The 13,261-nt window shown below is 67.6% G+C and carries 5 protein-coding genes and 1 pseudogene; 4 read left to right on the plus strand and 2 right to left on the minus strand.

Features of this window, described 5'->3' with window-relative positions; translation table 11 throughout:
- Positions 1–363 (plus strand): annotated as a pseudogene (locus tag B141_RS43160) (ATP-dependent Clp protease ATP-binding subunit ClpX); the annotation flags it as partial.
- A gap of 30 nt (positions 364–393) precedes the next feature.
- On the opposite strand, the gene B141_RS0127845 reads toward B141_RS43160, so the two are convergent.
- Both B141_RS0127845 and B141_RS0127850 read right to left on the minus strand, forming a co-directional pair.
- Positions 394–1,314 carry an ROK family protein gene (locus tag B141_RS0127845; RefSeq protein ID WP_157181344.1) on the minus strand — a complete coding sequence of 307 codons (921 nt, stop codon included), beginning with the start codon at positions 1,312–1,314 and terminating at the stop codon, positions 394–396.
- Positions 1,311–3,020: a class I mannose-6-phosphate isomerase gene (locus B141_RS0127850; RefSeq protein WP_020578474.1), complete on the minus strand. Its 1,710-nt coding sequence runs from the start codon at positions 3,018–3,020 to the stop codon at positions 1,311–1,313. The genes B141_RS0127845 and B141_RS0127850 overlap by 4 nt, the downstream gene beginning before the upstream one ends.
- A 382-nt stretch (positions 3,021–3,402) precedes the next feature.
- On the opposite strand from B141_RS0127850, the gene B141_RS43165 reads away from it, so the two are divergent.
- From B141_RS43165 to B141_RS43170, 3 genes are all read left to right on the plus strand, one after another.
- A complete protein-coding gene (locus tag B141_RS43165; protein WP_157181345.1) occupies positions 3,403–8,112 on the plus strand; it encodes a glycoside hydrolase domain-containing protein in 4,710 nt (1,569 codons plus the stop codon).
- Between the two features lie 36 nt (positions 8,113–8,148).
- On the plus strand, positions 8,149–9,870 hold the full coding sequence (locus B141_RS51775) for a DUF7402 domain-containing protein (RefSeq protein ID WP_157181346.1): 1,722 nt from the start codon (positions 8,149–8,151) through the stop codon (positions 9,868–9,870).
- Positions 9,871–10,080: 210 nt separating this feature from the next.
- A complete protein-coding gene (locus B141_RS43170; RefSeq protein ID WP_169512976.1) occupies positions 10,081–13,236 on the plus strand; it encodes a family 78 glycoside hydrolase catalytic domain in 3,156 nt (1,051 codons plus the stop codon).
- The last annotated feature ends 25 nt before the right edge of the window (positions 13,237–13,261 follow it).

Here is a 13,261-nt window from a genome sequence, read left to right on the forward strand (position 1 = left end):
TTGCCGGTGGCGGCGACGGTGCAGCCGTTGGATCGGTCGGCGTTGATGCGGATCCTGACCGAGCCGCGGAACGCGTTGATCAAGCAGTATCAGAAGTTGTTCGAGATCGATGGGGTGGAGCTGGAGTTCACCGATGACGCGGTTGCCGCGATCGCTGAGCAGGCGTTGTTGCGGGGGACTGGTGCCCGGGCGACCCGGGCGATCATCGAAGAGGTCCTGCTCAACGTGATGTATGAGGTGCCCAGCCGCGACGACGTGGCCCGGGTCATCGTCACCCGCGAAGTCGTCCTCGACAACGTCAACCCCACCCTGCTGTCCCGCACGTCGGTCCGGATCCGCGAACGTCGGAAGAAGTCTGCCTAGCGTCGTGCCGTCGCCTCTGCCGGTTGGCCTTCAGCGGAGGGCGTGGATGCCGGCGCCGATGAGGGTGGCGTCGTCGCCGTGCCGGGCAGGAACGACGGCGGGGCCCACTGGTCCGCCCAGGCCCGAACGCAGGGGTGCCGCCACGAGGTCCCAGGATTTCGCCATCGAGCCGCCGACCACCAGCAGCGTCGCACCGAACCGCTCGACCCACGGTCGAAGTGCGGCGCCGAGGGCATGGAACGCCGCGCCCAGCACGTTCGCCGCTACGGCGTCGCCCTGCTCGGCCCGCCGGGCGATGTCCTCGACATCCACTCCGACCGCCGGCTCCGGACGGGTTCCGCCGCCGGCGAGGGTCGCGTAGCGCGCGAGGACGGCGCGCCGCGACACCGTTTCCTCCAAGGGTCGCCCGTCGATGGTGAGGAGATCGGCCCGGCCCTCCGGCGGCACCTCGGGGCCGTCCTCGACAATCCGGCCGTGCGCGACAAAGGCAGACCCGATCCCGGTGCCGAGCGTGAGGGCGAGTACCCGAGCCTGTCCCACTGCCGCGCCCGACGCCCATTCGCCGAGCGCGAACGCGTTGGCATCGTTGAGGAAACGCGTCCGGGCTGGCGCCGCACGCAGGCCGTCGCGCAGAGCCCGGCCGAGTTCGACACCGTGCAGGGCGTCGAACTTCCCGACCCCTTCGTACCACCCGATTCCGCGTTCGTAGTCGAACGGTCCGGGCAGGGCGATGCCCCACGCCATCCCCGACGGCGCGTCAAGAGCGTCGCCACAACGCACGATCCGCTCCACGATGGCGGCAGCCGGCGCTGACGCATCAAGCGGAAGCCGCTGCCGGCTGCCGTCAAGGATGCCTTGCGCGTCGGGCTCGAACAACCCGGCCGTCACGTGCGTACCGCCGATGTCCATGACAGGAACGAGTTTTGTCCTGGCGTCGGGAGAGCTTGTCATGGTGTCACGAGCGACTTGACGACCCGGACGTCGTGTGGGCCGAGGGCTCGCAGGCGATACGCGCCGACAGACGCCGGCACCACCATCGTTTCGGCATAGGCCAGGTCATGGCGGCGACCGCTCGCCGTCTCCACCGCGACACCGTCGCCCTCGACGACGTTGAGAACGTGGAACCGCCCGCCGGTGTCGTCCTCGGCGGTCTTGCCTGCCGCTACGCCGATTCGGCGTACCTCGAAGAACATCTCGGGCGCCGATCCGATCAGCTCCTCCTGCCATCCTGGGCCGGTGCGAAGCGCACGTGGTTGTTGGATCAGGCGCTCACGCACCGCGGGCCCCTGCCGGCGGGTGTCGAGATTGGCGAACGCGTGCCCCACATGCACGGGCCGCTGGCGTTCCGCTTCGTCGCGGCGTAACCAGTCATAGAAACGCAGGCTGTAGAGGTACGGCGTGGCGCTGATCTCGAGGACGACGTTCCCCTCACCGCTGCCGTGCGGCGTGCCGGCGGGAATCATGAAGAGCTGGTGCGGAGTGGCCGGGAAGGTCTGGACGTACTCCTCGATGTCGAACGCCACCCCATGCTCGTCGGCGTCGCGCGCCCGGGCCTGGAAGGTCTCGATGTCCACGCCGTCGTGCAGGCCCAGGAAGATCCGCCGCCCATCGCCGCCCACCAGGATGTAGTAGGTCTCGTGCTGGGTGTAGGGCCAGCCGAAGATCGCCCGCATGTAGTCGGGTTGCGGGTGGCAGTGGACAGACAGGTTGCCACCGCCCACCGTGTCGAGGTAGTCGAAGCGGATCGGGAACGACGTGCCGAAGTCCGCGTGGACCCGCTCACCGAGCAACTCGACCGGGGCCTGGCTGACGAGGAGTTGGAACGGCACCTCGACCTGCGGGCCCGAGTCGGGGCCGATGAGGACGCCGCTTTCGGGTGCGATGAGTTCGTACCCGAGCGCGGTGTTGCGGGCGTCGCGGTTGAAGCCGAGAGTCTGCTGTGCCCAGTGGCCGCCCCACGAGGTGGTGTTGAACGTCGGCCTGGTGCGAAACGGCCTGGTCGCGAGGTCGGCGATGGTACGCCGGAGCGTCGTACCATCAAGCGACGTTGGGCTCGCTGCATCCTGGGCGTCGATCCACCGGTCGATCCGGCCGGCGATCGCGTCCCGGTGCCGGTCGAGGATCGGCCAGTCGATGTAGAAGAGCCGCTTCGTCGTGCCCGTGCCGTCGCCGGCACGTTGGCCCAGGTTGCGGGCCGTGCCTGCGACGATCGCGGCCTCGGCGTACCGCTTCGGGAGATCGGCGTACCACAGGATGTCGTGTCGTACGAGCGCGGCGCCCGGCCCGAAGACGATGAGGACACCACCGTCTGGCGAGGCAGCATCCGGCAGGTGCTCGAAGAGGTCGACGAGGTTCTGCGTGGCCAGGGTGGTGAAGTCCGGGTCCTCGGGTAGGGCCGCGGACGCGGTGACGTCGACGACCTTCTGCCACGGCACGAAGCTGTCCCGTAGGTCGAGGGTGTGTGTCGGGATCTCGGCCGGGAACACTGCGGCCAGTCCGGTGACCAACGTCGTCCAGTCGAGGATGGCGGGACCGTCGACCGCGAGGACGAACGGCGTGGCGGGCAGGGCCGCGATCGCGTCCGCCCAGCCGCGGACCACGCTGTCGCCACGTGGCGGGTACGCCGGATTGGCATCGTAGGTGACTGTCCCCGCCAAGGTTGATCCCCCTTGTGACAAGCGATGGTAACGACACCATGCCGGTTGGTGTGCGCTCCGCGCAAGACCAACCCGATATGCCAGGACCGGCCAGGCGCCCGAACATCCTCTGAAACAAGACCACATTCGGCCGACCTGGCGACGCGACATGCCGTGAGTCTCGGCTTCTCTTGTACGGTCAACGACCACAACCACTCGGTATCGATACCTCGGACTCACCAGGCGCCTATCTCAGCGTCTCGCTCCCGACGGTCGTGCTCTTCCTCGCGTTCCAGCGTTTCTTCGTGTCAAGTCTCCGGCCGGTCGGCTGAGGTCACCGGATCAAACGAGGAGTGTGACAACAGTGAAGACCAGGTCGAGATCGCGGATATGGCGGTTACGGTTGCTCGTTGCCCTGACAATGGTGGCCGTCGCGGTGGGTGCCCTCAACGGACCGGAACAAGCGTCGGCGCGGGGTGAACGTGACTACGTGAGCCTGGTCAACCCCTGGATCGAAGCCGACATCGCGCGCTACTTCTTCTTCCAGTCGGCGAGTAATCCGTTCGGCTTCGTGAAGCTGCGCCCGGACACGAGCACGCACGCGAGCGGCGGCACCGGCTACCGCACGACCGAACATGACATCAAGGGCTTCAGCCACGTTCACGACTGGCAGTTCTCGGGGATCCAGGTGATGCCGACCTCGGGTGCGAGCGTGCCCAAGACCAACGGCGACACCGGGTGGCAGTCCCACGTGGAGCATGACCAAAGCGAGGTCGCCGAACCCGGCTATCACAAGGTTCGTCTCGACCGCTACGACATCACCGCCGAGCTGACCGTGACCGACCGGGTTGGGCTCCACCGGTACACCTACGACCGGGCGGGCGCGAGCGAGATCATCCTCAACCTGGGTGGCACTCTTGGTGAGGCGATCATGAAGGACGCCCATGTCAGCAAGGTCAGCAATCAGGAGATCGAGGGCTACGTCAACCAGCGCGGCGACTTCTACGCCGATCACGACGCCAGGTTGTACTTCGTCATGCGGTTCGACCGGCCGTTCGACTCCTTGCGTGGATGGGCGAACGGCGCCCTGGCCCGCGGCGGCGCACCGATCGAGGAGTTGTCAGGCAACAACCTGGGCGTCTACGCCCGCTACAACCACCTCGACGCCGGCACCGTGATCCAGACCAAGGTCGGCCTCTCGCTGACCGGCACCGCTGGTGCGCGGAAGAATCTCGAGGGGGAGCTGCCGGGCTGGTCCTTCGACGACGTCAAGGCGGCCTCGCAGCGACACTGGAACGACATGCTGGGACGCATCGACGTACGCGGCGGCACGAAGCAGCAGCAGGTGAAGTTCTACACCGACCTCTTCCACGTGTTGTGCGGGCGGAGCGTGATCAGCGACGTCGACGGCAAGTACATGGACGACACCTGGAACCACAACACCGTCAAGCAGATCCCGCTCGACAAGCAGGGCAAGCCGAAGTTCGCGATGTACAACTACGACGCCCTGTGGCTCACGCAGTGGAACCTCAACTCCGTACTAGGTCTCGCCTATCCAGAGATCTACAGCAGCTTCGTGCAGTCACAGCTGCAGATGTACAAGGACGGTGGCCTGCTTCCGCGTGGACCGGTCGCTGGCAATGATTCGCTGATCATGACCAGTTCACCGGTGACGTCGTTCATCAGCGGCGCGTGGAACAAGGGCATCCGGGACTTCGACATCAACCTCGCCTACGACGCGATGCTCGACGCACACTCCGTTGGCGGTCTCTTCGACAAGGGCGCGCTGGAATACCAGGGATGGACCGGAGCCGGCGGAATCCGGGAGTACCTCGACAAGGGATACGTCGGGTATCGCCAGGGTGCCGGCCTCAACGGCGGCGCCGGACAAACCCTGGAGTACGCCTTCCAGGACTGGACCCTGTCCCAGCTGGCGAAGCAGCTGGAGAAGAAGGGCCTCAACATCGCGCCGTTCGCCAAGGTCCAGGCGTCGTCGCAGGGGAGCGCTCCGGGCTTCGCGGCGGAGCGGGCGGTCGACGGCCGGCCGATCCGGTCGGGCCGCAGCAGCGGTGAGGGTGTCGAGTGGGCCTCGGCCGGAGAGGCCCGGCCGTGGATCAAGCTCAGCTGGGAGCAGCCGCGGACGATCCGGAAGGTGGTGCTGAGCGACCGCGCGGATCCCACGTCCAACGCAAACTCGGGTCGGCTGACCTTCAGCGACGGTTCGTCTGTCAACGTGAGCAGCATTCCCGCCGACGGCACCAGCAAGGTCGTCCAGGTGGGCAACAAGAAGGCCACCTGGGTGAGGTTCGAGGCCACGGGAGGGAGCGGTAGCAACGTCGGGCTGAACGACGTCGAGGTCTGGGACGACACCGACACCGCGAGCTACCTCCGTAACCGATCGCGCAACTGGCGCAACCTGTTCGACCCGTCCACCGGCTTCATCCGCCCCCGGTACCCGGATGGAACGTTCCTGGAGGACTTCGATCCGCTGAGCCCGAGCGACTTCGTCGAGGCGAACTCCTGGCAGGCCACGTGGTTCACCTCGCACGACGTGATGGGGCTGGCCAACCTGATGGGTGGTGAGACGGCGTACGCGGATCGGCTCAACTACGCGTTCGAACGCGCCCAGGCCGCGAACTTCATCGGCGTCTACGGCCAGGGCTATGTGAGTTACGGCAACCAGCCCGGACTCCAGGTGGCTCACCTGTTCAACTACGTGGGCAAGCCGTGGTTGACGCAGTACTGGGTGCGCCAGGTCAAGGAGAAGACGTACGGCTCGATTTCCACCACCGACGGCTACGGGCACCATGACGAGGACCAGGGTCAGATGGGAGCCGTGAGCGCCCTGATGGCTATTGGTCTCTTCGAGGTGACAGGTGGCGGGCATTCGCGGCCGGTCTACGACATCACCTCGCCGGTGTTCGACGAGATCAAAATCAAGCTGAACGGCGACTACTACTCCGGCAAGGAATTCCGGATCGTCACGCACAACAACTCGGCCCGCAACATGTACATCCAGCGGGCCCAACTCGACGGCAAGGCGCTCGACCAGGCGTGGTTCCGTCACGACCAGCTGGCCGATGGTGGCACGCTGGAGCTGTGGATGGGTGACAAGCCCAACAAGAGTTGGGGATCCGGCGGACTTCCACCATCGGAGTCCGCTTCGGAAGTCAAGAAACCTGTCTACGCGACCGCCCTCGGGATCGAGGGCCCGGACCGGATCGAGGAGCCGTACGGATCGGTCCGTTTCACCCCGACGTTCCAGCCTGAGAACACCACCTGGCAGCGGGTGTTCTGGTCGGTGACGGAGCCCGACGGTTCGCCGACCGACAGGGCGGTCATCGACGATGATGGCATCCTGAAGGTCAACCGCCGCGATGGCGAGATCGTCGTGACAGCGAGGAATTCCGACAGCGGTCCGGTGGTACGCACCAGCAAGACGGTGACCCTCGACCTCGATGTGGCGAAGCTACGCGGCAACGCTGCCCGCTGGCCGGGTGTCACGGCGAAGGCCTCGTCCGAATACAGCGCCGGTTACCGCGCCGCCAAGGTGCACGACGGTGTGATCGGATCGAAGGACGGTGGCGACTGGGCCTCGCGGGGCGAGCGTGCGCCGTGGGTCCAACTGGACTGGACGAAGCCGATCAAAGCCGACAGGGTGGTGCTCTACGACCGTCCGGGCGATGACGACGCGAACGCCGGCACGCTGAGCTTCAGCGACGGCAGCACCGTCGACGTGGCGGACCTTCCGCGCGGTGGTTCCGGCAAGACGGTGACGTTCGGGATGAAGACCTTCACCTGGATGCGGTTCCAGGTGCGCGGTGGCACCGGCCTCAATCCGGGAATGTCGGAGATCGAGGTGTACGCCGTACCCTCGGCGCCCGAGGCTCCTCTGGACGTGTCAGCCGCGAGAGATGGCACGCAGGCCACGGTGTCCTGGAAGCCACCGGCGTTCAACGGCGGCGCACCAGTGACGGGATATGTCGTACGGGCCTACACCGACGGCGCGCTCACCAAGACGGTCGAGGCGGGCGAGAACGCCAACCAGGCGGTCGTTTCCGGCCTCGCCGACGCTGATGCCACCACCTTCACCGTCGCCGCGAGGAACCTCATCGGCACCGGTCCAGAACGCGGGGAGCCGGTCATTGCGACGGACATCACCATCGTCGGGCCGGAGAAGATGTCGGAGCCGTACGGCTCGGCGCGGTTCGAGGCGACCTTCACGCCTGAAGACACGACGCTCAAGAAGGCGGAATGGTCGGTGACCGAACCCGATGGTTCGCCGACCGACAAGGCGTCGATCACCAAGGATGGCGTGCTCACGGTCAACCACCGCGACGGAGACGTGCTCGTCAAGGCAACCGCCCTGGACGCGGGCAAGGTCAGCGCGACCACCACCGTGACGATCGACCTCGACCCCGCTCTGCTGCGTGCCAACGCCGCCCGCTGGCCAGGTGTCACCGCGACCGCGTCCTCGCGCTACAACGACGACTATCGCCCGGCGAAGGTGCACGACGGGTTCGGGTCGTCGTCCGGGGAGTGGGCGTCGGCCGGGGAACAGAATCCCTGGGTCCAACTGACCTGGGATCGTCCCATCCAGGCGGACACGGTGGTGGTGTACGACCGACCCGGCATCGACGACGTGCATGGCGGAACGCTCAGCTTCAGCGACGGCAGCACCGTGCGGATCGATGGTGTGCCGACCAACGGCAGCGCCAAGCGGGTGAGCTTTGACCAGAAGACCTTCGAGTGGGTGCGATTCCAGGTCGAGGGTGGCTCTGGACCTAACGTGGGGCTGCTGGAGTTTGAGGTGTACGCCAAGCCCTTCCCGCCAGGGGTTCCCGTCGAGGTGACGGCCGTGGCGGGGGCGTCGAAGGCCACCGTTTCGTGGTGGCCGCCGGAGTTCGACGGTGGTACACCCGTTACGGGCTACGTGGTGACGGCGTACCACAACGGCGTTCCGATGGAGCCGATCAGCGTCGACGCGGAGGCCAGCAGCGTGGTGGTTCCCGGGCTGACCGCTGGGCAGGCATATGAGTTCAGTGTCGCCGCGACCAACGTCATGGGCGCTGGTCCCGGATCGGCGAAAACTCCGCCAGTCGTTCCAAACTGACCCTTCTTTACCTGACGTGTCCACCTGGGAGGTCACGTGGCTCGAGCGATGCGCGGCAACTTCCTGGCGGCCGTGACAATCACGGCCGGGGTTGCCCTTCTCCCTTACCTCACTGGCTTGTCGGGCGGCGAGGACGCGCCGCCGGCCGTGGCGCCGGTCTCTGCGGAGACCGCTGCGACGGAGCAGTCTGGTCGGCTGCTGACGTTCGGGCATTCCTATGTCGCCGGGCTCGGTGCGTCGAAACCAGCCAAGGCATGGGCGTCCCTCGTCGCGGGAGGCACCTGCCGGCCCCTTGTCAACAAGGCAGTCTCCAGCGACCTCTCCGCCGAAACCGAGAACCAACTCCTGATGGCGGTGAATTCGATCCGCCCGACGGATGTCGCGGTGATCGAGGCTGGGATCAATGACGTCCGGCTGTTTGGGCCCGACGGCGATCTCCTCAACCGATATGGCCGGCACATCAAGGAAATGCTTGAGTTCGCGCGAGCAGCGGGTACGGGTAAGGCGATTCCCGTCGTACTCGTTGCCGATCCTGGTATCGCGGAGTCGGCCTGGAAGGCGTATCCGCCGTACGACAAGGGCAGTCAGGCGGTCGCGGACGCGTACGTCCAGAAACTCCAGAGCGTCGCGAAGGAATTCCCGAACGCGCGGGTCGTCGACGTACGAACCGGTTGGTCGCCCGCGCACATCGCCAAGGACGGTGTCCATCCGAACGACGCGGGCCACGCTCTCATCGCGGACGCGGTGCGGTCTGTCCTGACCCGGCAAGGGCTGAACCGCTGCCAGGATGTCACCCGGATCACCATCGCCGGGCCGGAGCTCATCAGGGCGCCCTACAGTTCGGCTGCGTTCACGGCGGAGTTCGTGCCAGAGAACTCGCTCAAGCAGGCCTTGTGGTCGGTGACCGAGCCCAACGGGTCGCCGACCGACAAGGCAACCATTAACGAGGACGGCGTTCTGACGGTCAACCATCGCAGCGGCGATGTGCTGGTGACGGCCACGGCCGCTGACGGGGCGGGCGCGCGGTCGAGCAAAACCGTGCGGCTCGACCTCGACGCGGCGCTCCTGCGTGGCAATGCCGCCCGATGGCCCGATGCCAGTGTCACCGTCTCGTCGGCGTACAACAGCAGCTACGGCGGCGACAACGTGCGGGACGGCGTGATCGGCCAACCCGATGGCGGCGACTGGGCGTCGGCGGGCGAGGCGAATCCGTGGGTCCAGCTGGACTGGGACCAGCCGATCAAGGCGGACCGGATCGTGCTGTATGACAGGGCCGGCATCGATGACGTGAATGGCGGGCGGCTCACCTTCAGCGACGGCACCACGGTCCAGGTGAGCGGCGTGCCCCCGAACGGCGATCCCAAGACGGTGACGTTTGACGCCAAGACGTTCACGTGGGTGCGGTTCCAGGTCGAAGGTGGCACCGGTCCGAACGGCGGGCTGTCGGAGTTCGAGGTCTACGCTTTCCCCGCTGCGCCGCGGGCGCCGGCCGAGGTGTCGACGGTCGCGGGTCAGGGAGAGGTGACGGTCTCGTGGCGGCCGCCGGCCTTTGACGGTGGAGCCCCGGTCACGGGGTACGTCGTGACGCCGCACCGGGATGGCGCGGCGCTTTCGCCTGTGCTGGTTGGGGAGACGGCGAGGCGGGTTGTGGTACCAGGACTGTCCGCGGGTCAGGCGTACACCTTCACGGTCGCGGCGACCAACCTGGTCGGTACGGGAGCGGCGTCCGCACCGACGGACCCGGTAACTCCGAGCTGAGCAACGTCGAGTTGTCAGAGGTACCTGGAGCTGTCAGAGGTTTCTCGGCTAAGAGACCGAGAAACCTCTGACAAACCAGGGCGGCTAACCCCGCTGGATGTACGTCGGCCGGCGTACGTCATGAGCCGCTTCTCAACGGAGGATTCACCACTCGCGCGGTTGCGACACTGCGGCGCACAGAACGCCGAAGGGCAAACAGGAGGTCGAGTCGTGGGTGAGGTGAGCCGTCGGGGTGTTCTTGGCGGGATGGCTGGCACCGCGCTGTCGGTGTTTCCATCCGGAGTGCTGGGGGGCCGGGCCGACGCCGTGCCCCCGGGCCGAGAGGTAGGGGCGCCGGGCAGCCGTGGAAGCGGTCCGCCTGACGGCATCCGCGGCCCGATGAAGCCGGTCGGGTTGACCACGGATCACCTGGTCAACCCGCTCGGCATGGACGCGGTCGTGCCGAGGTTCGGTTGGCGCCTGGTGGCGTCGGGCGAGAACCGCGCGCAGTCGGCGTACCGGATCATGGTGGCCAGCACGCGGGAACGAGCTGCCGCGCTGCGGCCGGACGTCTGGGACTCAGGACGCGTCAACTCCGCCGAGCAGACCGCCCGGGGGTACGCCGGTCCACAGCTCACGTCCCGGACAAGGTACTTCTGGACAGTCCGGGTCTGGGACGAGGCCGGCATGCAAGGACCGTTGAGTGAGGTCGCGTGGTTCGAGACGGCTCTGCTGAGTCAGGACGAATGGACCGCGGACTGGATCGGCAGCGGGATTGTCGTTCCACCACCGCCGCGGGTCCTGCCGCCTCGGCTCTACGAGGCGACCGCTCTGCTTCCCGGTCACACGCTGGGGCAGAGTTTCGAGTCGGAGAGCAGCCTGGTGGCGGTGACCGTCCTGCTCGAGGTGCCGGCGAAGGAGACCGCGAGCTGCGAACTCACCCTGCGGCGTGACGACCCGTCGGGAGAGGTGGTCGCACGGGCCGCCGTGTCCAACCTTGTCGGCGACCGGTACGGCAACGCGCAGGGTCGGCTGGACCTTCCCGAGGTCGCTCCTCCCGGCACGTACTACCTGGAGCTGTCCGAGCCCTGGGGCAGCATCGGCTGGCTGGGTCTGCCGTACGACAGCTACGACGGCGGGTCCGCGCACACCGATGGCTCGAAGGTGGCCGGCGACCGCTGGGTGTACGGCATCCCACCCAACCCACCCGCGAATCCGCTGCTCCGCAAGGAGTTCAGCCTGGCCACACCCGTCGTGTCCGCGCGGCTCCACATCGTCGGGCTCGGCCACTCCGTGGCCTGGATCAACGGCAAACGGGTGGGTGACGCCCAGCTGACCCCGCCCGCTACCGACTACGACCGGCGGGTCCTCTACTCGACCTACGACGTCACGACGCAGGTCCGGCAGGGGGTGAACGCGATCGGTGTCGCGCTCGGCCGCGGTTTCTTCGCGACCCGCGCGCCGGACACCGACGGGAGCAATCTTGTCCCCTGGATGGCTGAACCGCGACTGCGGGCGCAGCTGGAGGTGACGCTCGCGGGCGGGCGCCGGATCACCGTGCGTACCGGTGGCGACTGGAGGCTGACCGAAGGGCCAACGACGTACGACGGTGTCTACTCCGGTGAGACCTACGACGCCCGCCGCGCGGCCCGGCTCGCCGGTTGGACGTCGCCGGGGTTCGACTCCTCCGGCTGGCGCTCAGCCGCCGTCGTCGACGCGCCCGAGGGCCGGTTGCAGGCGTACCCCTGCGAACCCCTCCGCGCGGGCGAGCCGATCCGGCCGGTCGCGGTACGCCAGCCGGTCGACGGGGTGCGGGTCTACGACTTCGGGGCCGTACGTGCCGGTTGGGTCCGGCTGGGTGGCACCTTCCCGGCGGGCACCACCGTGCGGCTCCTCGCCAGCGAGAAGATCGGCAGCAGCGGCCGGATCGAGGTCGGGACCCCCGCCGGCAACGAGAACGCGTCGGTGGACGGGCGCTTCCAGGTGGACGAGTACATCGCCGCCGGAGGCGGCGAGGAGACCTGGCAGCCATCCTTTACGTACAAGGGATTCCGCTACGTCGAGGTGACCGGCACGACGCAGCCGCTCGACCTGGCGGCGATCCCGGTCGGCAGCGACCTCGCCAGCACCATGGACCTCCGCGTCGATAACCGCGAGCTCCAGTGGATCGCCGACGCGGTACGCCAGACAACGCGCAACGGCCTGCAGGGACATCCCGTCATCTCACCGATGTTCACCAAGCTCGGCTGGACTGGTGGCACCTTCCGTGCCGTCCAACCGATGCTCTATCAGTTCAGGACGGCGAACCTCTTCGCCACCTGGTTGGACGACATCCGGCTCGCGCAGGCACCCGACGGTGAGATCCCGCTGATCGTGCCGCAGGGCGAGCTGTCGGGCGGCCTTCTGCTGACACCGACCTCGACCGGCGTGTATCCGTACCTCGTCCGCCGCTACTGGCTCACCTACGGCGACCGCACGGTGCCGGAGAAGCACTTCGACGGCGTACGGCGGTACGTCGAGTGGCTGCTCGGCAAGCTCCAGGACGGCATCGCCGACGACCCGTTCGGCGACTGGTATCCGCCCCGGCCCGGCGACACCCCGGCGGCACCGGAGGGCGGCACGCTGGTGGCGACGGCGTACGTCATCGAAACCCTGCGGGATGCGGTGGCGCTCGCCGAGCTGGTCGGGGCGACCGAGCCGGCACGGGCCTGGCGTACCCGCACCGAGTCCCTCGTCCAGGGGTTCAACCAGACGTTCCTCGACGTCGAGGTCGGGCATTACCGCACCAGCGTCGACGCGGGCTACCGGCAGACCAGCAACGCGGTGCCGCTCGCGTTCGGACTGGTGCCCGCCACGCACGTGGACGCGGTGGTCGCGGGTCTCGTGCGCGACGTAGAGGCCAAGGATCGGCATCTCGACACGGGCGGGGTGGGCACGGGCGCGTTGCCGTACGCGCTGTCCGACCATGGCCGCGCCGACCTCGCGCACGCTGTCCTGACCCAGCGGGACTATCCGTCGTACGGCTATCTGCGCGGCCTTGGAGCCACCACGCTGTGGGAGTCGTGGGAGGCGTCCTCGCGGGGGCACAACGACCCCACCCTCAGCGCACCGCTGACCTGGCTGGTCGAGCGGGTCCTCGGCGTCGAGCTGCTGGAGCCGGGCTGGCGGAGGTTCCGGATCGCGCCACGGGCGTTCGGCGCACTGCGCAAGGCCGAGGTCTCCCTCGACACTGTGCGCGGGCAGGTCGCCACGTCGTGGGAACGAAGCGGGCACGAGCTCGCTCTCGAGGTCCGCGTACCCGTGAACGCCGTCGCGGAGGTGACCCTGCCCAACGGCGAGGAACGCGAGCTTGGCTCCGGACACCACCACTTCGTGGCCGCCATCTGAACCATGACCTTCGCGTCAGGCTCCG

Origin of the sequence: Actinopolymorpha alba DSM 45243 (assembly GCF_000373925.1) — a bacterium.
GTDB lineage: Bacteria > Actinomycetota > Actinomycetes > Propionibacteriales > Actinopolymorphaceae > Actinopolymorpha > Actinopolymorpha alba.